Genomic DNA, 21968 nt, shown 5'->3' on the forward strand with positions numbered 1-21968 from the left:
ACCCTGCCGGGTCCTGCCTCCCGGCGCGTTCCTGGCATGCTGGCAAGGTTCGCGCGAACACCACAGCTCCAGGGGGACGTCGATAATGGAGGAGATCCGCCGCCTCGCCGACCGGTTCGATCTCATCGAGCCCGTCGGCGGTGGCTCCATGGGCACCGTGTGGCGGGCGCGCGACGACAACCTGGAACGCACGGTCGCGATCAAGGAACTCCTTCTGCCGCACGGAGCCGGCGAGGAGAAGGCCGACGAGGCCAAGAACCGCGCGCTGCGCGAGGCGCGCATCGCCGCGCGGCTGGTGCATCCGCACGCCATCACGGTCTTCGGCGTGATCGACGAGCAGGACCGCCCGTGGATCATCATGGAGTACCTGCCCTCGACCAGTCTCGCGGACAAACTGCGCGAAGGGCCGATGGAGGTCGAAGACGTCATCCGCCTCGGCATCCAGCTGTGTTCGGCGCTGGCGGCCGCGCACCGGGCGGGCATCGTCCACCGCGACATCAAGCCCGGCAACGTCCTGCTCGGCGAAGACGACACCGTCAAGATCACCGACTTCGGGATCTCGCGGGCGATGGGCGACGTCCAGCTCACCGCGACCGGCGAGATCTCCGGGACGCCGGCGTTCCTGGCGCCGGAGGTGGCCCGCGGCGAGGACGCCACGTCCGCCTCCGACGTGTTCTCGCTCGGCGCGACGCTGTACACCGCGCTCGAAGGCGGCACGCCGTACGGCACGGCCGAGAACCCGATCGCGTTGCTGTACCGCGCGTCGAGCGGCGAGATCACCCCGCCGACCAGGTCGGGGATCCTGACGCCGCTGCTGAACCGGCTCCTCGACGTCCGGCCGGACAGCAGGCCGACGATGGCCGAGACCGAGCGGGAGCTGCGGGCACTGGCGGCGGGGGAGCCGACGACGCTCGTCGCCGAAGAACCGCCGCCGAAGGCGCGCAAGGGAATGCTGATCGGCGTGATCGCCGTGTTCCTCGTGCTCGCGGCGGGCGCCGCCGCGGCCGTGGTCGTGGTGCTCAGCCGCGAGGACGAGCCCCCGTCCGGCCAGGCGCCGCCGCCTGCCTCCCAGTCGCAGCCCGCCGCCCCGTCCACGTCGGAGCCGGTCGCGCCGCCGCCATCACCGTCGTCCGCGCCCCCTTCGACGCCACCTTCGTCATCCTCGTCCGCGCCGCCTCCGGCGCAGACGCCGGGGCAGGCGCTCGCGGCGTACTACGCGCTGATCCCGGGGAACCTCGAGGCCGGGTTCGCGACGCTGACCGACGACTTCAAGCAGAACAGGAAGCAGAGCTTCGAGCGGTATTCGAGCTACTGGAAGGACTTCCGCTCGGTGACCGTGTCGAACGTGACCGAATCCGGCAACACGGTGTCGGCGACGCTCACCTACGTGCGGGCCTCCGGCGGGACCACGACGGAGAGGGAGACCTTCGTCCTGGTCCAGCAGGGCGGCCGGTATCTCATCGACTCCCAGCGGGCAGGCTGAGCTTCCCGGCGAGGCGCTGAAGCCACGCCTCGACCTCTTCGGGGGAGCGGTCCGGGAGGCCGAAGATCGTTTCCGTGACCCCGGCCGCCTCCAGCTCGGCCAGGTTCTCCGGATCCGGGCGGACGCCGAGCGCCGAGATCTCCGGCTCCCCGGCGCGGCCCGCTTCGCGCCAGATCTCGCGTAGCCGCCGGGCTTTGTCCTCGATGTCGGTGTCGCCGGGCGTGGTGAGCCAGCCATCGGCCGAATTCGCGATCCAGCGGAACGTCTTCTCCGTCCCGCCGGCCCCGACGATCACGGGGATATGCGCTTGAGCCGGTTTCGGCCACGCCCAGCTGGCGCCGAACGAGACGAACTCTCCCGCGTACGAGGCTTCGTCCTGTGTCCAGAGCGCGCGCATCGCTTCCAGGTACTCGCGCAGGACCGTCCGCCGTTTGCCGCCGGGGACGCCGTGATCGGCCAGCTCGTCGACGTTCCAGCCGAAGCCGACGCCGAGGGTGACCCGCCCGGCCGAGAGGTGATCGAGGCTGGCGATCGTCTTCGCCAGCGTGATCGGATCGCTCTCGACCGGGAGGGCCACCGCCGTCGCGAGCCGGATCCGGGAGGTCACCGAGGCCGCCGTGGCCAGCGCGACCCACGGGTCCAGCGTGCGCAGGTAGCGGTCGTCGGGCAACGACGAGTCGCCGGTGCGCGGATGCGGAGCCTCCCGTTTGACCGGGATATGCGTGTGCTCCGGCACGTGGAAGGTGTCGAAGCCGGCCGCTTCGGCCGCTCGCGCGGCGGCCGCCGGGCTGATCCCCCGGTCACTGGTGAACAGCACAATCCCGTGTCTCACAGCCGCTCACGCTATTAGAACGTGTTTCAGTTCGCAACCGTGGCGTGCAGGGTGACCGGCAGCGCGTCCAGTCGCCAGGTGCCCGGGTCCGGGATCCGCAGCAGTCCGTCGGCGAGCGCGAGATCGGGAAACCGGCGCAGCAGGGCGGTGAGCGCGACCTCGACCTGAACCCTGGCCAGGGAGGCGCCGAGACAGAAGTGCGGCCCGTGGGCGAAGGCGAGATGCCAGGCGGGCCCCGCCGCGCGCCGGATGTCGAAGACGTCCGGGTCTCCGAATGCCCTCGGGTCCCGGTTCGCCGCCGCGATCGCAACGGTAACAGGTTCTCCTTCGGGGATGAGGACGTCGCCGATCCGGACGTCCGTGGTGGCGAACCGGGGGATCGTCAGCAACTGCGGGCTCTGCCAGCGCAGCACCTCCTCGACCGCGCCGGGCATGAGCGCCGGGTTCTCGCGAAGCTCGGCCAGCTGCCCGGGGTGGGTGAGCAGGATTTCGACGGCGTTCGCGATGAGGTTGCCGGGCACCTGACCGCCGAGCACGAGCTGCCAGACCAGAGCGACCAGTTCGGTTTCGCTGAGCCGGTCGCCGTCTTCGGCCTGGAGCCGGAGCAGGTGCGAGACGACGTCCTCGCGCGCGTCGAGTTTCCGGTCCGCGATGGCGGCGAGGGCGCCCTCGACGATCCCGGGGACCGCTTTCGCGAGTCCCGCGCCGTCGCCTGCCGAGACCAGCGCGCCGTACTCGCGCCACCGCGGGCGGTCGGCCGCGGGGATGCCGACCAGCGCGCAGATCACGTCGACCGGCAGTGGCCGCGCGAAGGCGGTGACCAGGTCGATCCGGTCTTGCCCGGCGAGTTCGTCGAGGAGGTCGTCCACGAGCCGCTCGATTCCCGGACGGAGGGCGGCGGCCTTGCGCGGGGTGAACGCGGGGGCGACGAGCCGCCGGAGCCGGAGGTGTTCCGGGCCCTCGACCTCCTGCATGGTCCGCATGTACGGGCGGCAGTGGTCAGGGATGTCCATCCGCTGGTAGCTGTTCGCGCTCAGGGCGAACCGCGGGTCGCTCAGCATCTTCCGGGCCTCTTCGTGGCGCAGCACCGCCCGCATCGAGAACCCGGGCGCGCTGAGCTTGGCGATCGGGGAGCGCTCGCGGATCGGTCCGTAGGCGGTGAACGGGTCGCGGAGGACCTCGGGGTCGGTCAGGAGGATCTCGGGAACGTCGGACAAGGTGGCTCTCCCAGTTCGGATGTTTAAATCAGATGTTCTCGTCATCTGAATGGCCAAGGTATCTTGATCCGGGTCCGAGGGCAACGTGCTGGCTGACGGGAGGCCGATGGTTCGGCTGAGCAGGGCGGAGACGCAGGAGCGCAATCGCGCGAAGGTGCTGGCAGCCGCGCGCGACGAGTTCGCAGAACAGGGTTTCCGGGACGCCAAGATCGACCTCATCGCCGAGCGGGCGGAGCTCACCCGCGGCGCGGTCTACTCGAACTTCCCCGGAAAACGCGCGCTGTACTTCGCCGTCCTGGCCGAGTTGGCCGAACAGTCCGCGGGGGCGCCGCACGCGGCGCCCGGCGAGACGCTCGAGAGCGCGCTGGGCGCGCTGGCCAGGGCGAGAGCGGCCGCGTTTCCCCTGGATGACGAGCAAGCCGGCCTCGCGCGCGACCTGATGCCGGAAGTGCTGGCCGACGAGCGTGTCCGGCGCCCGTTCGCTCAGCTGGTGAAGCTCAACGGGCTGCTGCTGGGGCTGGCGCTGGAACGGCTCGACCCGCCGGAGCGGCCGCCGGGGTCACCGATGCGGCGCCGGGTGCGGCTCGCGGAGACCGTGCTGACCGCCCTGCACGGCGCCGGCCAGCTCGCGGCCGCCGCGCCGGGGCTCGTCGAGCCTTTCGACGTGGTGAGCGCCTGCGAGCGGCTGGCGGGACTGTCCTTCAACGACTGGTGGGCGCCGCCGGTGATCGTGCCCGCGGCACAGGCGGCCGACCGGCCCTGGTCACCGCCCGGCGCCGTCGACCTCGTGCGCGCCGGATCCTTCGTGCCCGGCGACGGGGTGGTCGTCGTCCTGGGCACCCATCGGCTGGCCGCCGCGGAAGAGGCGGTCCGGGCTTCCGGCGGCGAGGTCACCGTCGTCGTCGTGACCAGTGAGCCCGCCGAGCTGGTGCCGCTGACCCGGCTGATCGTCGCGGAAGTGTGCGGCGCGCTGCGGCAGGCCTTCCCGGAACCGTCCTGGCCGCGGCTGCGCGTGGTGTGCGACGCGACGGGGACCCTGGCGGCGGCCGCGGGGGTGCTCGCGGTCAGCGACGAGACGGAGGTCGCGATCCGCGTCGAACGAGGCCGGATCGTCGCCACGGCGGACGGTCGCGGCGCGGGACACGCCGTCTCGGGCGAAGTGTCCCGTGTGGACAGCGGCTAGGCGCTGTCCGGCACGTCGTGTTCGCGGTCTTCGCGCCCAGGCGGTCCCTGACGGCACGGGCGGACGCGGCCGAGTACGACCCGGTACGAGGCCGATCCGCCCGCACCGTCAGGAACCACCTGGATCACGAAGGCCATCGAACAGGCTTACCGGACACCGCCTAGACGATGTCGGTGTGCCGGATCCGGTACACCTGCAGGCGAAGCCCGTAGTACTTGTCGGTTTCCCCGACCCAGACCATCCCGAGCCGTTTCGCGGTCGCGATGGCGCGGGTGTTGTTCGGCCGCGCGACGGCGAAAAGCTCGTCCGTGTCCTGGGTGAACGCCCGGCCGATCAGCGCGCGGGCGGCCTCGGAGGCGTAGCCCTCGCCCCAGGCGTCCGGATGCAGCTGCCAGCTGATCTCCAGGTCCTCTTCGTACGGTGGCAGCAGGTGGATGCCCAGCCCGCCGACGACCACGCCGTCCTCCTTGCGCTGCACCGCCCATCTCCCGCGCGGCGGCACGAGATTCGGCTGCGCCTGTTGCCAGGCCTGCAGAACCGAACGCATGGCCGCGGCGTCGGTCACCCGGTCCATCGCCGGGGTGAGCCACCTGGTCACGTCGGTGGTGCCGTAGATCGCCAGCGCTGCTTCGGCGTCGTCCTCGGACCAATCACGGACGACGAGCCTTTCGGTGGTCAAGTCCATAACAGAACGTTACGCGCAGGGATGGGTTCATGGGGTGTCCGGATCATGACAACTCGGCAACCCGCGTACCTTGGCCTCATGCGCGCCGACGCCTCGACGACCCCCGAACAGGCCTGCCCGATCGCCCCGGTGGTCGATCTCGTCTTCAGCCGCTGGACCACGCCGATCCTGTGGGCGCTCAACGAATTCGGCAGGCAGCGGTTCGTCGAACTCGAGCGGCGCATCGGTTCGATCACGCCGAAGGTGCTGACGCAACGGTTGCGGCAACTGGAACGCGACGGTCTGCTCACCCGGACCTATCACGCCGAGGTGCCACCCCGGGTCGAGTACGAGATCAGCGACCTCGGCCGGAGCCTGGCACCACTTTTCGCGACCCTTGCCGACTGGTCGACGGAGAACCTGCCGAAGGTGGAAGAAGCCCGGTCGGCTTACGACTCGCGTAGTTGAGCCCGGCCTCGTGCGGCGAACTCCGTGCCGAAACGGACGACAAGCGTGATCAGCCGGACGACACGCGTGATTGGACGGACGACACGGCGAAGTCTGTGCAGCGAGGCGGTTTCTTGACCGATCGGTCCAGATGCGGTTAGGCTGCTCTCGTGTCCCGGGTGAAGGAATTCGACGTCGACGCTGCCTGCGAAGCCGCGCTGGAACTGTTCTGGCGGCAGGGGTACGAGGCCACCTCGGTCAGCGACCTGGTCGCCGAGCTCGGTATCGGCAAGGCGAGTCTCTACGCCACGTTCGGCACCAAGCATCAGCTGTACCTGACGGCCTTGAACCGCTACATCGCCCGGGGCAACGAGCGGTTCGTCCAGGACTTCGCCGGCCCTGGGCCGGCGCTCGAGGGCGTGCGGCGGCTCATCGACCGCTATCTCGCCGAAATACTGGGTGAATCGGGGCGCAAAGGCTGTTTCGTGGTCAACGCCGCCATGGAGATGATGCCGAAGGACCCCGAGGTCGCGCGGGTGGTCGAGCGCAGCTGGGACGCCCTCGAGCTGGCTGTGCGGATGGCGTTGAGCCGCGCGAAGGCGCAGGGCGAACTCGGCGCCGCCGCGGACCCGGAAGAGCTGGCGGGCTTCCTGCTCACCGTCCTGCAGGGAATGCGGGTGCTGGGCAAGGGGCCTGATCCCGCGGCGCGGGTCAGGGCGACCGCGAAGCAGGCCATCGCGGTTCTCGAAGCCGCTCGCAAACACTGATAATGGAACGATCGGACCAGAAAGTTGGCTATCACTGTGTCTAATGCGGGGAAACGATTCAGCGGCAAGGTCGTCCTGGTCACCGGCGGAGGGTCCGGGATCGGCCGCGCCACGGCGGCGGCCTTCGCGCGCGAAGGCGCTCAGGTCGTCGTCTCCGGGCGTGACGGCGAGAAGCTCCGTCAGACGGTGAAGGAGATCGAGGCCGACGGCGGAACCGCGGACGCGGTGACCGCCGACGTGAGCGCCGGCGCGGAAGTCGAGCGGCTCGTCGCCGAGACCGTGCGGCGGCACGGCAAACTCGACATCGCGTTCAACAACGCCGGTGTGCTCGGCAGCCTCGCGCCGACGGCGGATCTGGACGAAGAGGGTTTCGACACCGTCGTGCGGACGAACCTCACGGGCACCTGGTTGTCGATGAAGCACGAGATCGCCCAGATGCGTAAGGGCGGCGGGGGAGCCATCGTCAACATGGCCTCCAACATCGGCTCGCACTACCGCCTGCCGGGAATGGCCGCCTACGCCGCTTCGAAGGCCGCCGTGGACGTGCTGACCCGCACCGCCGCCCGCGACCACATCGCCGAGGGCATCCGGATCAACGCGGTCAGCCCCGGCGCCACCGACACCGGGATGTCGTTCCGGCCCGGCGAATCCGAGGCCGACCGCGCCGAACGGCTCGGTTCGGTCATCCCGCTCGGCCGGATCGGCGCGGTCGAGGAGATCGCCGCTGCGGTCCTTTGGCTGGCTTCGGACGAGTCCTCGTACGTCGTGGGGCACGACATCGTTCTCGACGGCGGCACCAGCGCCTGAGCCTCAGCGGCGTGAAGGCAGCAGTTCCTGCATCTTCGTCTTGATCCCCTGCGCCACCAGGTGCCAGGCGTCGGGCTCACCCTTCAGGACGGCTTCGGTCATCGCCTTCACCTGCTCGAAGGTGGCGTGCGGCGGGATCGGCGGCACCTCGGGATCGCAGCGGACGTCGAGCACGGTCGGCACGTCGGCCGACAGCGCGACGTCCCATGCCTCGCCGAGCCGGGCGGGATCGTCGACGGCGATCCCGCCGAGGCCGATCTCCAGTGCGAAGTCCGAATAGGACACTTCCGGCAAGGTCTGCGACGGCTCGAACTTCGGCGAGCCGCCCATGGCGCGCAGTTCCCACGTGACCTGGTTCAGATCGCCGTTGTGGAACACGCAGACGACGCAGCGCTGATCGGCCCACAGTTCGCGGTACCGGGCGATGGTCAGCAGTTCCGCCATCCCGTTCATCTGCATCGCGCCGTCGCCGACCAGGGCGATCACCGGCCGGTCGGGATGGGCGAACTTCGCGCCGATCGCGTACGGGACGCCGGAGCCCATCGTCGCGAGGGTGCCGGAGAGCGTGCCCCGCATGCGGCCGCGCATCCGGAGGTTCCTGGCGTACCAGTTGGTGGCCGAACCGGAGTCGGCGGTGACGATGGCGTCGTCGGGGATCCGCTCGGACAGTTCGTGCACGATCCGCATCGGGTTGACCGGTTTCGCGTCCAGCATCGCCTGGCGGGTGATCGTCTCCTGCCACTCACCGACGTTCTTCTCGATCTTTTCGCGCCAGCCGCGGTCGGTTTTGCGCTCCAGCAACGGGATCAACTGCTGCAGCGTGCCCTTCGCGTCGCCGAGCAGGTTGACCTCGGTCGGATAGCGCAGCCCGAGGAACCGGGGGTCGATGTCGATCTGGATCGCGCGGGCCTGGCCGAATTCCGGCAGGAACTGTGCGTACGGCATGTTCGAGCCGACGATCAGCAACGTGTCGCAGTCCCGCATCATCTCGTACGTCGGCCGGGTGCCGAGCAGGCCGATGGAGCCGGTGACGTACGGCAGGTCGTCGGGCAGGACATCCTTGCCCAGCAACGCCTTCGCCACTCCGGCACCGGTGAGCTCGGCGACCTCGCGCAACTCGGTGACGGCGTTACGCGCGCCCTGCCCGAGCAGGATCGCGACCTTTTCGCCCGCGTTCAGCACTTCCGCGGCGCGGGCGACTTCTTCCGAGGGCGGAATGACGCTGGCCCGCGGATGATCGGGCGGGGAGGACGGCACGTGCTTGAACTCGTGCCGCGGCGCCTGGTAGGTCTCCTCCTGCAGATCCGCCGGGATGATCACCGCCGTGGGCGCGCGCTGCGCGATGGCCGTGCGGAGGGCGCGGTCGAGCGCGTTCGGCAGCTGTTCCGGGACGTTCACCTCGACGAGGTACTCGCTCGCGACGTCCTTGAACAACGCCTGCAGATCCACCTCCTGCTGGTAACTGCCGCCCATCGCGCTGCGCGCCGTCTGCCCGACGATCGCCACCACCGGCACGTGGTCGAGTTTGGCGTCGTAGAGGCCGTTGAGCAGGTGGATCGCCCCCGGGCCGGACGTCGCCATGCAGACACCGGGCCGTCCGCTCAGCTTCGCGTAGCCGACGGCCGCAAACGCCGCCATCTCCTCGTGCCGCGTCTGCACGAAGCGGGGCTTGTTGTCCGCCGCGCCGAACGCGCTCACCAGCCCGTTGATCCCGTCCCCGGGATAGGCGAAGACCTGCTCCACGTCCCATTCGCGCAGCCTGGCCAGAACATGGTCCGCAACGGTTTCGCTCATGGTCGCCGGATACCGCCGCCCTCCGGCGGCTAAACGTCCCCGAGGATCTTGGTGATCCCGGCGACGACGTCCGGATGCCCGAGCGGCAGCGGCGGCGGCACCCGGTTGTACGGTTCGCCGGTGCTGTGGGGGAGCACGTCCACGGCGGTCCCAGCTGAGCGCACCCGTTCGGCGAGGTCGGACGACCCGTCCGGCACCGGGTCGACCAGCAGGACATGGGACGCGGCGCCGGGGTGGCGCTCGGCCAGCCGCAGGGCGTCCGCGGCCGCGTCGCCGGCGGCCACGACGTCGATCGGCGGGCCACCGGGTTCCGCGTCACCGAGCACGTCTTCGGCCTGGCTGAGCGCGCCGTCCACCGGCAGCCTGCACCAGATGATCTGACGCCGGGCCGTGAGCGGGCGCCACGTCGCCGGAAGTTCACCGTGCTTGCCCTCGCCCGCCGGGTCGAGGACCAGCAGCTTCGCCCCTTCGTCGTCGCCGTCGGTGACGACCGAAGGGCCTTCGGCGCGAACGGGATCGGATTCGGCGGTCATGGGCGTCTCTCCTCTAGCAGTTCGTGCGGGGGAGTTCGGGGGAATCGGTGTCCAGCGGCACCGAACCCGATCGGACGAGTCCTAATTGGACCGTCTGCCGCTTCGTCACCGCTTCGAGCGCCCAGTCGGTGGCGGTGCGCAGCCGGTTGCCCGGCATGGCCAGCAGATGGTATCCGCGGGTGACCGCCTTGGCGGCGAACCCGGAAAGCGGGATGTGCAAGGGATTCGCCGCGGCCTGGTGGGCGCCGAGGTCGACGACGAAGCCGAGGTCGTGGTGCCGGTAGGTGCCGTGCGAGCCGTGCCCGAGGGAGGCCGCCACGTTCCGCCCGGCGAGTTTGCCCTGTCGTTCGGCGTGCTGGGCCGTCATCGGCGTGTATTCGCCGGGCCTGGTCAGATCCGGGACGGCCGCCGCGTCCCCGCACGCGTAGACGTCGCGCCGTCCGGGAACGTTCAGCTGCGCTGTCACGACGAGCCTGCCCTTGGCCGTCTTCAGCCCCAGGTCCTCGATCAACGGGTCCGGCCGGACGCCGACGCACCACACCAGGGTGTGCGTGGGCACGGATTCACCGGAGGTCAGCGTGACCCCCTTCTCCCCGGCGTCGTCGATCGACGTCTTCATCAGCACCTCGACGCCACGTTTACGCAGCACCTCGTCCGCCGTGTTCCCCAGCCGCCGGTCGAGTTCCGGCAAGACCCGCTCGGCCACATCCAGTAGGAGCCACCGGATCTTCTGGTCCTTCAGCTCGGGGTGCCGGGCGGCGAGCGCGTCGGTGAACGCCGGCCCCTGCGCGGCGACCTCCGTGCCGGTGTAGCCGGCGCCGACCACGACGAACGTGCAGCGTGCGTCGCGTTCGGCCGGATCCTGCGCCGAGGCGGCGAGTTCTATCTGCCGGGTGACGTGGTCGCGCAGGTAGAGGGCCTCGGGCAGACCGCGGAAACCGTGGGCGTACTCGGGCACGCCGGGGATCGGCAGCAGCTTGTTGACACTGCCCGCGGCAAGCACCAGACGGTCGTAGCGAAGGGAGTGTTCGCGGCCCTCGGGGTCGGTGTAACTCACGCTGCGACCGTCGAAATCGACGGCTTTGGCGGTGCCGAGCACCAGGCGAACACCGCGCAACGTGCCGGGGATCGACACCGAAATCCGCCGCGGCTCGAGGATCCCGGCGGCGACTTCGGGCAGCAGGGGGAGATAGAGGAAGTAATCGGTCGGGTTGAGCACGACGATCTCCGTGTCGTCGCCGACCGATTTGAGGAGGGTCTTGGCCGCGTTGTAGCCGGCGAACCCGCCTCCGATGATCACCACCCGCATCGTCAGTCCTCCGTGGGCCAGTCGCCGGTCGCCTTGCGATAGCCGACCGCGCCCGCCCGTTCGGTGGCGGCCTTCACCGCGCCGAAGATCGCGCCCTGGGCGGCGGCCGCGACGATCACCTGGGTCCAGGTGAAGTCGCGGTCGGTGGCGCCCGGCGCGTCTTCGTCACCGCTCACGCGTTTCCAGATCTGCTTGAACGCGATCCCGGCGAGCACGCCGCCCGCGGCGCTCACGACCATGCTGAGCGGCTTGTAAAGAACCTTGTTCACGATGAAGACCTCTTTCGCATGATCAGCCGGATGGTGACGAGCAACGCCAGGAGACCGGCGAAGACCGGCAGGGGGTTCGCGCGGACGACTTCGGTGCCCTGACGGAACTTCTGCGCCGCGGGCTCGGAGACCTTCTCAGAGATCTTGGCGCTCGCCTCGTCGACCTTGGTGTCGAGGTTGTCGTTGACCCTCGCCTTGACGTCCATTTTCTTGCCCAGCGCGTCGAGGGTCTCGGTGAGTTCCTCTCGCGTCACGTCACGATCGGCGCGGGCTTCTTCGGCGTTCTTGGGGAAATCGGTCATGACCGCACTCCTTGCTTGACGGTGTCGACGTCCTCACGGACACCTTCGATGGCCTCTTCCGGCACCGGCGGCGTCGCGCTCGTGACCTCCTTCTTGCCGACGACGGCCGCCAGGCCGCCGATCAGCAGCAGGGCCGCGCCCGTCACCACGGCCGCCAGCCACGCGGGCATCACCAGCGCGAGTGCCAGCACCGCCGCGGCGATCAGGGTCGCCAGGCCGAACAGCGCGAAAACACCCGCGGCGCCGAACAATCCGGCACCGAAGCCCAGCTTCTTCCCTTTGTGCTGCAACTCGAACACGGCCAGCCGCATCTCGTCGCGGACGAGGTGTTTGACCTCGTCGCCGAGATCGGAAACCAATTCGCCGACCGACTTGTCCTCGGACGGCTTCCGGTGGGTCTCTTCGATCATGGGGCACCTCCTCGGAGCGTTCTGCCCGCCGGGTACCCGGCGGCCCGGCGCGTCAATCACAGCGTGTTTCGCTCCGCTGGGCGCCGGGTAGCCGGAGAGTGCCGGCTCGAAAAGCACCCAACCGACAGGAGGATGCATGAGCACGATCACCGAAATGGTGGACGTCGAAGTTCCGGTGAAGACCGCGTACAACCAGTGGACTCAGTTCGAGAGCTTCCCGCAGTTCATGGAAGGTGTCGAAGAGATCCGCCAAATCGACGCGACCCACACCCACTGGGTGACCAAATTCGGTGGGGTGAGCCGGGAATTCGACGCGACGATCACCGAACAGCATCCGGACGAGCGGGTCGCGTGGACCTCGGACTCCGGTCCCGACCACGCGGGCGTCATCACTTTCCATCGTCTTGACGACAACAAGACCCGGGTCACCGCGCAGATGGAAATCGACCCGGAGGGCTTCGCCGAGAACGTCGCCGACAAGCTCGGCGTGCTCGACCGCCGGATCAAGGGCGACATGAAGCGCTTCAAGGAGTTCATCGAGAGCCGCGGCCACGAGTCCGGCGCTTGGCGCGGTGACGTGGACCGCCCCGGCAGCTGACCACCACCCGGCGGACCTCCCCCTGGAAGACGGCGTTTTCCCGGGGGAGGTCCCGGGTATCTCCTGGGGTGAGGTCCATTACGAAGGGAGCGTTCCGGCATGACTACCAACGCATATGTGGCCTTCCTCGTCATCGGGGTGGCGCTGGTCATGCTCGACGGTCTGATCATCTACCAGAGCGGTAAGCGCTACCTGCGAGGTTCCCACGGCGATCCGGCCGCGGGCGCTTCCATGACGTGGCTCGTCACGGTGCTGTTCCACCTCGCGACGCTGGGCGTCTTGGCGCTGTTGTCGACCGTCGACATCGGGGGCAGCGACCTTCCTGGTGTGGTGGGCAGGCTGGGTGTCCTGCTGCTGGTTCTGGCCATCGCCCACGCGATCACGCTCAGCGTGCTTTCGCGGATCCGCGGTGAGCAGGAGGCCGAAGCGGTCATCAACCGGCCGAGGCGCGTCGAGCCCGAGCAACAGGGCACGACTGTGACGCCGGTGCCCGGGCAGGACGGCCGCTACCCGACCGCGAGCCCGTCCATCGAACGGCAGGCGCCGTACACGACGCCGTAAGAAGTCGAGTGCCGGCAGGCGGTTTCGCCGTGCACGAGATCGAAGACGAGGGAACAGCCGAAGTACGTGAAGGCCCCCACTGCGTCCAGCGCAGTGAAGGGGGCCTTCACGTACTTCGCCTTCCCGTACTTCGGACAAGGAGACCTCCGGGTGTCCCTGGCCCGGCGTTGCGAAAGCCACTTTCGCAACCTTCAAGGTTGCGAAAGTGGCTTTCACAACGTCCGCCGGCCGGGCACCGGCTCGAACGCAAGGAACCTTCTTACTCGGAGAGCTTCCCGCGCAGCTGGTCCAGCGTCTGCGAGAGAAGTCGCGAAACGTGCATCTGCGAGATGCCGATCCGTTCCGCGATCTGCGTCTGGGTGTAACCCCCGAAGAAGCGCATCACGAGGATCGCGCGTTCCCGTTTGGGGAGTTCCCGCAGCAGCGGTTGCAGTGCCTCGTGGTTCTCGACCAGCGCCATCTCGTGGTCTTCCTCGCCGATCGTGTCGGCGAGCGAGAGAGCCTCGGTGGCGTTGTCGTGGACCGGCTTGTCGACCGACAACGTCTGGTACGCCTGGCCGGCGAGCAGCCCTTCCCGCACGTCGTTGACCTCGAGCCCGAGGTACTCGGCGAGTTCGGTCGGAGTCGGCGCGCGGCCGAGCCGCTGGGCCAACGCGGCCGTTCCCTGGCTGAGTGAGACGTGTAGTTCCTTGAGCCGCCTCGGCACCCGGACCGACCAGCCGGTGTCCCGGAAATGCCGCCGGACCTCGCCCATGATCGTGGGCACGGCGAACGACAGGAAGTCGTGCCCACGGCCAGGGTCGAACCGGTCGACCGCGTTGATCAGGCCGATGCGCGCCACCTGGACCAGGTCTTCGCGGGGCTCACCCCGTCCGGAGAATCTGGTGGCGATGTGCTCGGCGAGCGGCAGCAGTTCGGTGACGAGGCGGGCGCGCAGGTCACGGCGACGCGGGGAATCCTCGGGCAGGGAGGCCATCTCCGCGAAAAGCGGTTCGCACTGGGCGTAGTCGTCCGCCTGCCGGGTGAGTGTCTTGCGCTCGCCACTCACCCGTCGCTCGTTCCCGGCGCCAAGACGAGGTCGATCGTCGTCGTGCCCCCTGTTTCGCCGGGAATCGGTTCGCACCTCGCTCGCACCGAGTGGGTCAACGTCGTCAGGACGTGCCAGCCGAACGTCGTCTCGCTCGGCAGGTAGGGCCTGCTCGTCCGCGTCGAGATCGAGACGGCGATTCCTTCGGGTATCTCGTGAAAGACGCAAAAAAGAACGGCTCCCAGTTCAGCGGGCTGGACAAGTTGGGAACAGGCTTCGTCGACGGCCATCTTCGCGTCTGAAATGGCGTCCAAGCCGAAGTCCGCACGCGCCACCACACCATGGGTGAGCGTGCGGACGAGAGGGATCTGCTCCGCCTCGGCGGGAAGGCGGAGTTCGACCCGGTCGGACAGACCGTCCGACTGAGACCGGGTCTGCGGGGTGAGGCCGCCCCGTCCGTGTGCATCCATTACGAAACCCATCCGTCCGTGGCCGTGGGGTGACCGCGGCGGTGCTCCGCCGCGTGACGCGTGATCAACGGCCCAGGGCTCGCTGAAGCTCCTTTTTGGACATCTTCGACCTGCCCTCGACGTTGCGCTGTTTCGCTTCGTTGTAGAGCTGGTCCTTGGTCGGGCCGTTCGGGCCCAACCGGTTCCCCGACCGCTTGCCACCCCGCCGCTGAGGTGACATGTCCTGGAGGGACGTACGGCTGGCCTCGCGTGACTCGCCCGCCTGCGCGCGGTTCTTGTTGACCGTGCGGGCGGCGATCTCCTCGGCCCGGTCGGTGCTCGCGCCCCGATCCTTCGCCGAGTCCTTGATGTGTTCGTACTGACGTTCTCGTTTGTCGCTCCAAGCCTGCTGCGGCATCGCGGCTCCTTCCTTTCCCCGGTCGGGTACCCCGATCGATTCGCCGGATAAACGTCCGGTTGATCGCGGCGACGGGCGGGTACGCGGGGGTCGGACGCGAAGGAGGCTTCTATGCGTATCGGCTACACCCTCATGACCGAACAGACCGGCCCGAAAGACCTGGTGGGATATGCCGCCGGAGCGGAGAAGGCGGGTTTCGACTTCGAGGTCATGAGCGACCACTTTTCGCCTTGGCTGGACGAGCAGGGCCATTCCCCGTACGCGTGGAGCGTCCTGGGAGCGGTCACCCAGAGCACCGAACGGGTCGAACTGATGACCTTCGTGACGTGCCCGACCATGCGTTATCACCCGGCGGTGGTGGCGCAGAAGGCGGCGACCGTCCAGGCGCTGTCGGACGGCAGATTCACCCTCGGCCTCGGCGCGGGGGAGAACCTCAACGAACACGTCGTCGGGCGCGGCTGGCCGCCGGCGAACGTCCGGCACGAAATGCTCGCCGAAGCGGTCCAGATCATCGGCGGCCTATTCGACGGCGGCTACTTCAACTACAAGGGTGACCACTTCCGGGTGGACTCCGCGAAACTCTGGGACCTGCCGGAGCAGCGGGTCCCGATCGCGGTCGCGGTGTCCGGTTCACAGTCGGTGACCCGGTTCGCGCCGACCGCCGACGCGATGATCGCGGTGGAGCCCGACGAGTCGCTGTGCCGCGAGTGGGACGCCACCAAACTCGGCCCGCCCAGCAGGAAGATCGCCCAGCTGCCGGTGTCCTGGGGTGAGGATCGCGACGCGGCGATCCGGCGGGCGCACGAGCAGTTCCGCTGGTTCGGCGGCGGCTGGAAGGTCAACGCCGAACTGCCGGGGCCCGCGGGATTCGCGGGGGCCACCCAGTACGTCAAACCGGAGGACGTCGCCGAGGCGATTCCGTGCGGTCCCGACGTCGACCGGATCGTGAAGCAGGCCGGCGAGTTCGAGGCGGCGGGGTTCACCGACCTCGCCCTGATCCAAATCGGCGGTGACCAGCAGGAAGGCTTCCTCCGCTTCGCCGAGGACACGCTGCTCCCGGCGCTGCGGAGCTGATTCACCTGTGTTCGAACCCGCGGGCATCACAGCGACACATCCTTCGACCAAGGGGAAACAGATGAGCAATGAGCTCAGCCTTCATCCCGTCCCGGACCTGCTCTCGGAAGGCCAGGACACACCGGAGCAGGAGGCGATCCGGCGTAAGGCGGCCCTCACCGTGGCTTCGCGGGCGGCGAGCGCCGAAGACTGCGCGACCCTGCTGGACATGCTCGGCCTGCACGACAGAGGCCGCAGCTCCGAAGTGGCCTGATTCAGCGACCGCCGCGCGCCGCCACGAGATCCGCGACGAAGGCCCGGTAGGCCTCGTCGCGATCCGGCGCGCGCAGCACCGCGGACGGATGAACCGTGGCGACCGCGGTGGTCGCGAACTCGGCGAGGTCGATCCGCTCGCCACGGCTCCGGGTGATGCGGAAGTCATCGCCCATCAGCGCCTTCGCCGCGGTGGCGCCGAGGAAGATCAGCAACTCCGGGTGGACCGCCGCCAGTTCGGCGTGCAGCCAGGGACGGCAGGCGACGACCTCGGTCTTGGACGGCGTCTTGTGGATCCGCCGTTTGCCACGTTCGTCCCGCTTGAACTTGAAATGTTTGACCGCGTTGGTGACGTAGATCTTCCGGCGGTCGAAACCGGCTTCTTCGAGGGCGCGGTCGAGCAGTCTCCCGGCGGGCCCGACGAACGGGGCACCTTGCCGGTCCTCCTGATCGCCGGGTTGCTCACCGACCACCATGATCTCCGCCTTGCGGGATCCTTCGCCGAAGACAGTCTGGGTGGCGTCGCGGTAGAGATCGCAGCCGCGGCAGCTGGACGCCGCCGAACGAAGCTTGTCCAGATCCGCGGTTTCGGGCGGATCCGCGCCGGGTGCCTTGGTCGCCATGGCCGCCGGATTCCCCACCCGGACGTGGGACAAACCGGTTGTGCGCGCGTCGCGGCGGGTAGCTCTCGGCATGGCGACTCCGACCGAACCGGCCACCGCTTCCGTCCAGGACACCGTGCGTGTCGCGCTGCGGGTGGTCCTGCCCACCCTCGCCGGCGGGGTGATCAAGCGGCGCCCGCTGGGGATGGCGGCGGCACAGAAGCTCCAGTTCGACCGAGCCGCCGTGCGACTGCTGGGACGGCTCCGGTCTCACTACGGCCCTGGCCCGCTGCGGCTGCGCGTGCCCGGCCGCACGATCGATCTGGCGCTGTCCGGGCAGGACGTCGGCGACGTGCTGGCCGCCGCGCCGGTCCCGTTCAGCCCGTCGACCAAGGAGAAGCGGGCGGCGCTGGGACATTTCCAGCCGCACGGCGTGCTGATCTCGGACGCGGTGGAGCGCGCGCCGCGCCGCCGGTTCAACGAGGACGTCCTCGAACCGGGGAAGCCGCTGCACGATCTCGCCGCGCCCTTCGCCGCGGCGATCGCTGAGGAGGCGGCGTCGCTCTGGGACGGCGGCACGCTGTATTGGGACACCTTCAACGTGGCCTGGTGGCGGATGGTCCGCCGGGTCACGCTCGGCGAGTCCGCGGCGGGCGACGACGGCCTCACCGACGCGCTCGCCCGCCTGCGGAAGGACGCGAACTGGGCGTATGCGCATCCTCGGCGCGACCGTCTCCACGATCAGTTCCGCACCCGGCTCATCGGCCACCTGGAACGGGCGGAGCCGGGGAGCCTCGCCGAAGCCATCGCGTCGGCGGGCCCGTCGGGCGAACGGACGATGGAGGTCGTCGCCGACCAGGTCGCCCACTGGCTCTTCGCGTTCGACGCCGCCGGGATCGTCACCTTCCGCGCGCTCGCGCTGCTGGCCACCCACCCCGCCGCACGGGAACGTGCCGACGAGGAGGTCGCGGCGGCCGACCTGGCCGCGCCCGGCCAATTCGCGTATCTGCGCGCCTGCGCCCTCGAATCCGTCCGGCTGTGGCCGACCACGCCCGCGCTGCTGCGCGAGAGCACGGCCGAGACCGCGTGGGGACCCGCGGGGACCACGGTGCTGATCTTCACCCCGTTCTTCCACCGCGACCCCGAGTCCCTGCCCTACGCCGACCGGTTCGAACCCGGGATCTGGCTGGACGGCAGCGCGGCGGCCAACCCGGCGCTCGTCCCGTTCAGCGCCGGGCCGGCCGTCTGCCCGGGGCGGGACCTCGTCCTGTTCTGCGCGAGCACGATGCTGGCGCATTTGATCAGGGATCGGCGCTTGGAGCTGGTCTCCGGTGCCGTTCTCGGACCGGAGCGGCCGCTGCCCGCGACGCTCGACAACTTCCACCTGAAGTTCTCGGTGGTCTAGGCGTCCGGTAATTCTGTTCGATGGGCCGTCTGGGCGCGAAAGGACAGCGCCTAGTCGTCGACCCATTCGAGCAGGTCACCGGGCTGGCATTCGAGCACCCGGCACATCGCTTCGAGAGTGCTGAACCGGACGGCCTTGGCGCGGCCGTTCTTCAACACCGCCACGTTCGCCGGAGTGAGCCCGACGAGTTCGGCGAATTCGCCGACACTCATCTTGCGTTTGGCCAGTTCGACGTCGATGCGGACGACGATCGGCATCAGATCACCTGTTCCAGGTCCGACCGCAGGGTGGTGGCCTGCCGCAGCAGCGTGCGTATCACGACCATGAGCAGGCCCAGCACGGCGACACCGACCAACGCCAGGAACAACAGCAGTGGCAGGCCCGGGTCTTCGGCGTTGAAGCCGACGTAGAGGAACACGCCCGCCAGCACCACCCAGCCAGCGAGGATCGCCCACACGATGGCGTCCACCCACCCGAGGGACGCCTCGGTGAAGATCCGGTCCTTCTTGACCAGCGTGAGCAGATGCCAGGTGGCGATGACCACGACCTGGACGCACAGCACCCAGAAGATGGAGACCGCCGTCGCGGGCCAGCGCAGGTACGCCATTTCGGGGTCCTGCCGCGCCATATGCGCGAACTGCCCCGGCAGGGACATGGTCTGGAAGAGGACGAGGACCCCGAACAGCAGCACGAGGAACACTCGGAGAGGCGCGACCGCCCGTTGACCTGTGATCATGCATCGAGTTTCGCGCGTTATCTATCGAAAGTCAATCGGTAGTTCTCGGTTGTCGATGTGGGTGGGGTTGGGGTCGGTGGGCGCGGTGGTCGGGTGTGTCTTGAGAGGGGGTTGCGAAAGCCACTTTCGCAACCCTCAACGTTGCGAAAGTGGCTTTCGCAACGTGGCTGGCCTGGTTGGTCGTCGCTTCTGGTGTGGGGTCGGGGCCTTTCGGGTCGCGATTGGTGGGGTGTGTTGGGAGGGGTTGCGAAAGTGGCTTTGGCAACGTGGCTGGCCTGGTGGGTCGTCGCATTTGGTGTGGGGGCGGGTCACGGTGGTGGGGTGTGTCTTGAAAGGGTTGTGAAAGCCACTTTCGCAACCTTCAACGTTGCGAAAGTGGCTTTCGCAACTCCCCAGGGACACCCCTCGCAGAGGTCAGGTGTGTGCCGGTGCACCGGAGGGCTCAGGAGCCGGTGCGCAGATCGAGCCGCATCAGCCACCGCGGCTTCCGGTCCGAGCGCGCCTTGGTCTCGTCGACGAGTGCGAACCCCGCGGCGGCGAACAGCCCGATGGTCCCGACGTGTGCCGCGGAGGAGTTGATCCGGGATCGACGGGGGTGGCCCTCGATGACGGGCGCGCCGTGCGACCGGGCGTAGGAGACCGCGCCGTCCAGCAGCGCGTGTGCCACGCCCTTGCGGCGATGGCCGGACCGGACGACGAAACAGATGACCGTCCACACCGGAACGTCGTCGATCGGCGGCATCGTGCGGGAACGCGTCATGCGATGCAGCTGCGCGCGCGGTCCGACGCCGCACCAACCGACCGGCGTGGTGCCGTCGTAGGCGAGGACGCCGGGCGCCGGGTCGGCCGCGCACAGGCCGCGGACGTGCTCGGCGCGTTCGTCGCCGCGTAGTCGGCTGTAGTCCGCGGGGTTCGTGCGGTAGGCGAGACACCAGCAGGCGCGGTCGTTCCCGTTCGGATTGAGGATCGTCGCGACGTCGCCGAACCGGCCGGCCGTCGCGGGGTGGATCTGGAACGAGGGCATACGGGACCCTAAAGCGGCGCTCGACGGCTGGTCGAGCGTATTCGGTAAATCGCTCACCGCATTCGGTGAACGGCGTTGAATTTTTGGTGTGCGAAGGAATTCACCCGGCGGTAGTCCGGCCATTGTCGTGCCGGGAGGCGTCTGCCAGGATGCTCGTGACCCGACCAGAAGGAGCGTTCCAGTGGCTTCCCGTCTCAATCCGTACCTCAGCTTCGCCGGCGATGCCCGGCAGGCCATGGAGTTCTACAAGTCGGTGTTCGGCGGAGAACTGACGCTGAATACGTTCGGTGAGTCCGGTATGGCCGGAACGCCGGCGGAGGACCAGATCATGCACAGCCAGCTCGATTCCCCGAGCGGCTACACGATCATGGCGTCGGACACGCCGCCGGGAATGGAGCACAATCCGGGCACCAACGTGTCGATCAGCCTCAGTGGCGACGACGGCGAGGAATTGCGCGGATATTGGGAGAAGCTCTCCGCCGACGGCACCGTTTCGGTTCCCCTCGAAAAGCAGATGTGGGGCGACGAATTCGGCGCGTGCATCGACAGGTTCGGCATCTCGTGGATGGTGAACGTCGTTCTGTCCTAGGGACTCGCGCCCGGTCGTGAGTGATTCTGGTCGTTAGAACGACCCGAATCACTCACGACCGGTGCGGGCCGGAACCGGACGTCGAGCACGCCCCGCGGATCTTCCCGGCCGAGTCCGCGGAGGTGGATCGGCGCCCCGCCGGGGTCGTCGTACAGCCGGATGCCGTCGCCGAGCAGGACCGGCGCGATGTGCAGGTCGATCTCGTCGATCAACCCGAGCGCGAGCAGCTGGCGGCCGATGTCCGGCGAGAACACTTCGAGGTTCTTCCCGTTCGCCGCCTCCAGTCCGATCCGGACGGCTTCGGCCGCGCCGCAGTTCAGGAACGTCACCCCGTCCGTGGGGGTGGCGTCTTCGGGGTGGTGGGTCAGGACGAACAGCGGTCCTGTCCAAGCGCCGCCATAGATACCGCTCGGGTCGGGGTAGGCGTCCCAGCCGTCGCGGCCGCCGAGGACGGCGCCGGTGGTCGTGGCGTATTCGTCGATCAGGTCCGGCCGGGAAGTGATGCCGGTCATCCAGTCCATGCCGTGGCCTGGACCCGCGACGAAGCCGTCGAGGGACATCGTGAAGTGCCACAGCACTTTCCCGTCCGCGGTCTGTGGTGCGAACATCCCTGGCCTCCTAGTGATTGCGTTCTGCAACCGGTTGGTTCACGATAAAGTGAGCGATGGTAGATTGCAACCACTTCTGCGGAGGTGAAGGGATGGCGGAACCCGCCCGTTCCGGCTGCCCGATCAACGCCGCGGTCGAGGCGTTCGGCGACAGCTGGAGCCTGCTCGTGCTGAGGGACATCATGTTCGGCACCCGGCGCTACTTCCGGGAGCTGCTCGCCGGATCCGAAGAGGGGATCGCGTCCAACATCCTCTCCGACCGGTTGAAGCGGCTGGTCAAGGCAGGTCTGCTGACTCGCGAGGACGCAGGGCCCGGCAAACGGGCCGCGTACAGCCTGACCGAGGCGTCGATCCAGCTGGTGCCGGTGTTCGCGCACCTCGGTTCCTGGGGTCTCGAGCATCGTCCGACAACGAAGCGCCTGCGGGTTCGGGCCGAACTGCTCGCCGCGGGCGGGCCGGAACTGTGGTCGGAGTTCATGGCCGAACTGCGGGTCGTCCACCTCGGCGAGCCGGCACCGGAGAAGGACGGCCCCGGCGTGCTGCAGCGCCTCGCCGCCGCTTACGAGGCCGCCCTCTGAAGCCGCGCCCTCGTTGATTGTTCTTCCCGA

The 21968-nt window shown here is 68.8% G+C and carries 29 protein-coding genes; 12 read left to right on the forward strand and 17 right to left on the reverse strand.

Translation table 11 applies throughout. From position 1 onward, the window contains the following. Nucleotides 1-85: 85 nt before the first annotated feature. Entirely contained in the window at nt 86-1483 is a 1398-nt protein-coding gene (locus ACLJQ7_RS19690) for a serine/threonine-protein kinase (protein WP_410649634.1), read from the forward strand. Here the strand turns inward: ACLJQ7_RS19690 and ACLJQ7_RS19695 are convergent. Both ACLJQ7_RS19695 and ACLJQ7_RS19700 read right to left on the reverse strand, forming a co-directional pair. Then, nucleotides 1458-2315 (reverse strand): LLM class F420-dependent oxidoreductase, encoded by an 858-nt coding sequence (locus tag ACLJQ7_RS19695; protein ID WP_410649635.1) that lies wholly within the window; start codon nt 2313-2315, stop codon nt 1458-1460. The genes ACLJQ7_RS19690 and ACLJQ7_RS19695 overlap by 26 nt on opposite strands. 26 nt (nt 2316-2341) lie before the next feature. Further along, entirely contained in the window at nt 2342-3532 is a 1191-nt protein-coding gene (locus tag ACLJQ7_RS19700; RefSeq protein ID WP_410649636.1) for a cytochrome P450 family protein, read from the reverse strand. A gap of 106 nt (nt 3533-3638) precedes the next feature. Between ACLJQ7_RS19700 and ACLJQ7_RS19705 the strand changes: the two genes are divergently transcribed. After that, complete coding sequence (locus tag ACLJQ7_RS19705) at nt 3639-4715, forward strand: TetR/AcrR family transcriptional regulator (RefSeq protein ID WP_410649637.1); 1077 nt, start codon at nt 3639-3641, stop codon at nt 4713-4715. Nucleotides 4716-4875: 160 nt separating this feature from the next. On the opposite strand, the gene ACLJQ7_RS19710 is transcribed toward ACLJQ7_RS19705, so the two are convergent. Beyond that, a complete protein-coding gene (locus ACLJQ7_RS19710; RefSeq protein WP_410649638.1) occupies nt 4876-5400 on the reverse strand; it encodes a GNAT family N-acetyltransferase in 525 nt (174 codons plus the stop codon). A 78-nt stretch (nt 5401-5478) separates the two neighbouring features. Here ACLJQ7_RS19710 and ACLJQ7_RS19715 point away from each other — a divergent pair, with 78 nt between their 5' ends. The 3 genes from ACLJQ7_RS19715 (at nt 5479) to ACLJQ7_RS19725 (ending at nt 7400) form a co-directional block, all read left to right on the forward strand. Next, nucleotides 5479-5847: a winged helix-turn-helix transcriptional regulator gene (locus tag ACLJQ7_RS19715; RefSeq protein WP_410649639.1), complete on the forward strand. Its 369-nt coding sequence runs from the start codon at nt 5479-5481 to the stop codon at nt 5845-5847. Nucleotides 5848-5996: 149 nt separating this feature from the next. Then, complete coding sequence (locus tag ACLJQ7_RS19720; protein WP_410649640.1) at nt 5997-6593, forward strand: TetR/AcrR family transcriptional regulator; 597 nt, start codon at nt 5997-5999, stop codon at nt 6591-6593. 36 nt (nt 6594-6629) lie between these two features. Further along, nucleotides 6630-7400, forward strand: a complete 771-nt coding sequence (locus ACLJQ7_RS19725; protein WP_410649641.1) for an SDR family NAD(P)-dependent oxidoreductase — start codon at nt 6630-6632, stop codon at nt 7398-7400. A gap of 3 nt (nt 7401-7403) precedes the next feature. On the opposite strand, the gene ACLJQ7_RS19730 is transcribed toward ACLJQ7_RS19725, so the two are convergent. Genes ACLJQ7_RS19730 through ACLJQ7_RS19755 form a run of 6 tightly spaced genes read right to left on the reverse strand, consistent with a single transcriptional unit; the run spans nt 7404 to nt 12017 of the window. After that, a complete protein-coding gene (locus tag ACLJQ7_RS19730; RefSeq protein WP_410649642.1) occupies nt 7404-9194 on the reverse strand; it encodes a thiamine pyrophosphate-requiring protein in 1791 nt (596 codons plus the stop codon). 29 nt (nt 9195-9223) lie between these two features. After that, nucleotides 9224-9727 (reverse strand): hypothetical protein, encoded by a 504-nt coding sequence (locus ACLJQ7_RS19735; RefSeq protein ID WP_410649643.1) that lies wholly within the window; start codon nt 9725-9727, stop codon nt 9224-9226. 13 nt (nt 9728-9740) lie between these two features. Continuing rightward, nucleotides 9741-11036, reverse strand: coding sequence for an NAD(P)/FAD-dependent oxidoreductase (locus tag ACLJQ7_RS19740; RefSeq protein ID WP_410649644.1), 1296 nt, complete (start codon nt 11034-11036; stop codon nt 9741-9743). 2 nt (nt 11037-11038) lie between these two features. After that, nucleotides 11039-11305, reverse strand: coding sequence for a DUF4235 domain-containing protein (locus tag ACLJQ7_RS19745; protein WP_410649645.1), 267 nt, complete (start codon nt 11303-11305; stop codon nt 11039-11041). After that, nucleotides 11302-11607, reverse strand: a complete 306-nt coding sequence (locus ACLJQ7_RS19750; RefSeq protein WP_410649646.1) for a DUF3618 domain-containing protein — start codon at nt 11605-11607, stop codon at nt 11302-11304. The genes ACLJQ7_RS19745 and ACLJQ7_RS19750 overlap by 4 nt, the downstream gene beginning before the upstream one ends. Continuing rightward, nucleotides 11604-12017 carry a phage holin family protein gene (locus tag ACLJQ7_RS19755; RefSeq protein ID WP_410649647.1) on the reverse strand — a complete coding sequence of 138 codons (414 nt, stop codon included), beginning with the start codon at nt 12015-12017 and terminating at the stop codon, nt 11604-11606. The genes ACLJQ7_RS19750 and ACLJQ7_RS19755 overlap by 4 nt, the downstream gene beginning before the upstream one ends. Nucleotides 12018-12153: 136 nt before the next feature. Here ACLJQ7_RS19755 and ACLJQ7_RS19760 point away from each other — a divergent pair, with 136 nt between their 5' ends. Further along, nucleotides 12154-12615, forward strand: coding sequence for an SRPBCC family protein (locus ACLJQ7_RS19760; RefSeq protein WP_410649648.1), 462 nt, complete (start codon nt 12154-12156; stop codon nt 12613-12615). A 99-nt stretch (nt 12616-12714) separates the two neighbouring features. Next, a complete protein-coding gene (locus ACLJQ7_RS19765; RefSeq protein ID WP_410649649.1) occupies nt 12715-13176 on the forward strand; it encodes a hypothetical protein in 462 nt (153 codons plus the stop codon). A 259-nt stretch (nt 13177-13435) separates the two neighbouring features. Here ACLJQ7_RS19765 and ACLJQ7_RS19770 read toward each other — a convergent pair whose 3' ends face one another. The 3 genes from ACLJQ7_RS19770 to ACLJQ7_RS19780 all read right to left on the reverse strand — a co-directional run bounded on the left by ACLJQ7_RS19770 (nt 13436) and on the right by ACLJQ7_RS19780 (nt 15070). After that, nucleotides 13436-14224, reverse strand: a complete 789-nt coding sequence (locus ACLJQ7_RS19770; RefSeq protein WP_410649650.1) for a SigB/SigF/SigG family RNA polymerase sigma factor — start codon at nt 14222-14224, stop codon at nt 13436-13438. Continuing rightward, complete coding sequence (locus ACLJQ7_RS19775; protein WP_410649651.1) at nt 14221-14673, reverse strand: anti-sigma factor; 453 nt, start codon at nt 14671-14673, stop codon at nt 14221-14223. The genes ACLJQ7_RS19770 and ACLJQ7_RS19775 overlap by 4 nt, the downstream gene beginning before the upstream one ends. A 64-nt stretch (nt 14674-14737) precedes the next feature. After that, nucleotides 14738-15070, reverse strand: a complete 333-nt coding sequence (locus tag ACLJQ7_RS19780; protein ID WP_125674595.1) for a plasmid stabilization protein — start codon at nt 15068-15070, stop codon at nt 14738-14740. A 111-nt stretch (nt 15071-15181) separates the two neighbouring features. Between ACLJQ7_RS19780 and ACLJQ7_RS19785 the strand changes: the two genes are divergently transcribed. Continuing rightward, nucleotides 15182-16144, forward strand: coding sequence for a TIGR03557 family F420-dependent LLM class oxidoreductase (locus ACLJQ7_RS19785; RefSeq protein WP_410649652.1), 963 nt, complete (start codon nt 15182-15184; stop codon nt 16142-16144). 61 nt (nt 16145-16205) lie between these two features. Next, nucleotides 16206-16397: a hypothetical protein gene (locus ACLJQ7_RS19790; protein WP_410649653.1), complete on the forward strand. Its 192-nt coding sequence runs from the start codon at nt 16206-16208 to the stop codon at nt 16395-16397. A 1-nt stretch (nt 16398) separates the two neighbouring features. On the opposite strand, the gene ACLJQ7_RS19795 is transcribed toward ACLJQ7_RS19790, so the two are convergent. Next, nucleotides 16399-17019, reverse strand: coding sequence for a UdgX family uracil-DNA binding protein (locus ACLJQ7_RS19795; protein WP_410649822.1), 621 nt, complete (start codon nt 17017-17019; stop codon nt 16399-16401). A gap of 70 nt (nt 17020-17089) precedes the next feature. Here ACLJQ7_RS19795 and ACLJQ7_RS19800 point away from each other — a divergent pair, with 70 nt between their 5' ends. After that, a complete protein-coding gene (locus ACLJQ7_RS19800) occupies nt 17090-18403 on the forward strand; it encodes a cytochrome P450 (protein ID WP_410649654.1) in 1314 nt (437 codons plus the stop codon). 50 nt (nt 18404-18453) lie between these two features. Here ACLJQ7_RS19800 and ACLJQ7_RS19805 read toward each other — a convergent pair whose 3' ends face one another. From ACLJQ7_RS19805 to ACLJQ7_RS19815, 3 genes are all read right to left on the reverse strand, one after another. Next, nucleotides 18454-18660, reverse strand: a complete 207-nt coding sequence (locus ACLJQ7_RS19805; RefSeq protein WP_125674584.1) for a helix-turn-helix domain-containing protein — start codon at nt 18658-18660, stop codon at nt 18454-18456. Beyond that, nucleotides 18660-19139 (reverse strand): DUF2975 domain-containing protein, encoded by a 480-nt coding sequence (locus tag ACLJQ7_RS19810; protein WP_410649655.1) that lies wholly within the window; start codon nt 19137-19139, stop codon nt 18660-18662. Before ACLJQ7_RS19810 ends, ACLJQ7_RS19805 begins: the two co-directional genes overlap by 1 nt. 442 nt (nt 19140-19581) lie before the next feature. Then, nucleotides 19582-20163 carry a GNAT family N-acetyltransferase gene (locus tag ACLJQ7_RS19815; protein ID WP_410649656.1) on the reverse strand — a complete coding sequence of 194 codons (582 nt, stop codon included), beginning with the start codon at nt 20161-20163 and terminating at the stop codon, nt 19582-19584. 181 nt (nt 20164-20344) lie between these two features. Between ACLJQ7_RS19815 and ACLJQ7_RS19820 the strand changes: the two genes are divergently transcribed. Next, complete coding sequence (locus ACLJQ7_RS19820) at nt 20345-20752, forward strand: VOC family protein (protein WP_125674580.1); 408 nt, start codon at nt 20345-20347, stop codon at nt 20750-20752. Here the strand turns inward: ACLJQ7_RS19820 and ACLJQ7_RS19825 are convergent. After that, nucleotides 20749-21360 carry a dihydrofolate reductase family protein gene (locus ACLJQ7_RS19825; protein ID WP_410649657.1) on the reverse strand — a complete coding sequence of 204 codons (612 nt, stop codon included), beginning with the start codon at nt 21358-21360 and terminating at the stop codon, nt 20749-20751. The two genes, ACLJQ7_RS19820 and ACLJQ7_RS19825, sit on opposite strands and share 4 nt — an antisense overlap. A gap of 92 nt (nt 21361-21452) precedes the next feature. Here ACLJQ7_RS19825 and ACLJQ7_RS19830 point away from each other — a divergent pair, with 92 nt between their 5' ends. Then, nucleotides 21453-21938 carry a winged helix-turn-helix transcriptional regulator gene (locus ACLJQ7_RS19830; RefSeq protein ID WP_410649658.1) on the forward strand — a complete coding sequence of 162 codons (486 nt, stop codon included), beginning with the start codon at nt 21453-21455 and terminating at the stop codon, nt 21936-21938. Nucleotides 21939-21968: the final 30 nt, after the last annotated feature.

The organism is Amycolatopsis sp. cmx-4-54 (assembly GCF_046548895.1).
GTDB lineage: Bacteria > Actinomycetota > Actinomycetes > Mycobacteriales > Pseudonocardiaceae > Amycolatopsis.

Bases quoted from the DNA above. Each gene is read 5' to 3' on its own strand.
- ACLJQ7_RS19690 (WP_410649634.1), top strand. From the start codon at position 86: ATGGAGGAGATCCGCCGCCTCGCCGACCGGTTCGATCTCATCGAGCCC.
- ACLJQ7_RS19705 (WP_410649637.1), top strand. From the start codon at position 3,639: ATGGTTCGGCTGAGCAGGGCGGAGACGCAGGAGCGCAATCGCGCGAAG.
- ACLJQ7_RS19710 (WP_410649638.1), bottom strand. From the start codon at position 5,400: ATGGACTTGACCACCGAAAGGCTCGTCGTCCGTGATTGGTCCGAGGAC.
- ACLJQ7_RS19715 (WP_410649639.1), top strand. From the start codon at position 5,479: ATGCGCGCCGACGCCTCGACGACCCCCGAACAGGCCTGCCCGATCGCC.
- ACLJQ7_RS19730 (WP_410649642.1), bottom strand. From the start codon at position 9,194: ATGAGCGAAACCGTTGCGGACCATGTTCTGGCCAGGCTGCGCGAATGG.
- ACLJQ7_RS19735 (WP_410649643.1), bottom strand. From the start codon at position 9,727: ATGACCGCCGAATCCGATCCCGTTCGCGCCGAAGGCCCTTCGGTCGTC.
- ACLJQ7_RS19740 (WP_410649644.1), bottom strand. From the start codon at position 11,036: ATGCGGGTGGTGATCATCGGAGGCGGGTTCGCCGGCTACAACGCGGCC.
- ACLJQ7_RS19750 (WP_410649646.1), bottom strand. From the start codon at position 11,607: ATGACCGATTTCCCCAAGAACGCCGAAGAAGCCCGCGCCGATCGTGAC.
- ACLJQ7_RS19755 (WP_410649647.1), bottom strand. From the start codon at position 12,017: ATGATCGAAGAGACCCACCGGAAGCCGTCCGAGGACAAGTCGGTCGGC.
- ACLJQ7_RS19760 (WP_410649648.1), top strand. From the start codon at position 12,154: ATGAGCACGATCACCGAAATGGTGGACGTCGAAGTTCCGGTGAAGACC.
- ACLJQ7_RS19765 (WP_410649649.1), top strand. From the start codon at position 12,715: ATGACTACCAACGCATATGTGGCCTTCCTCGTCATCGGGGTGGCGCTG.
- ACLJQ7_RS19775 (WP_410649651.1), bottom strand. From the start codon at position 14,673: ATGGATGCACACGGACGGGGCGGCCTCACCCCGCAGACCCGGTCTCAG.
- ACLJQ7_RS19780 (WP_125674595.1), bottom strand. From the start codon at position 15,070: ATGCCGCAGCAGGCTTGGAGCGACAAACGAGAACGTCAGTACGAACAC.
- ACLJQ7_RS19785 (WP_410649652.1), top strand. From the start codon at position 15,182: ATGCGTATCGGCTACACCCTCATGACCGAACAGACCGGCCCGAAAGAC.
- ACLJQ7_RS19790 (WP_410649653.1), top strand. From the start codon at position 16,206: ATGAGCAATGAGCTCAGCCTTCATCCCGTCCCGGACCTGCTCTCGGAA.
- ACLJQ7_RS19795 (WP_410649822.1), bottom strand. From the start codon at position 17,019: ATGGCGACCAAGGCACCCGGCGCGGATCCGCCCGAAACCGCGGATCTG.
- ACLJQ7_RS19800 (WP_410649654.1), top strand. From the start codon at position 17,090: ATGGCGACTCCGACCGAACCGGCCACCGCTTCCGTCCAGGACACCGTG.
- ACLJQ7_RS19805 (WP_125674584.1), bottom strand. From the start codon at position 18,660: ATGCCGATCGTCGTCCGCATCGACGTCGAACTGGCCAAACGCAAGATG.
- ACLJQ7_RS19810 (WP_410649655.1), bottom strand. From the start codon at position 19,139: ATGATCACAGGTCAACGGGCGGTCGCGCCTCTCCGAGTGTTCCTCGTG.
- ACLJQ7_RS19815 (WP_410649656.1), bottom strand. From the start codon at position 20,163: ATGCCCTCGTTCCAGATCCACCCCGCGACGGCCGGCCGGTTCGGCGAC.
- ACLJQ7_RS19825 (WP_410649657.1), bottom strand. From the start codon at position 21,360: ATGTTCGCACCACAGACCGCGGACGGGAAAGTGCTGTGGCACTTCACG.
- ACLJQ7_RS19830 (WP_410649658.1), top strand. From the start codon at position 21,453: ATGGCGGAACCCGCCCGTTCCGGCTGCCCGATCAACGCCGCGGTCGAG.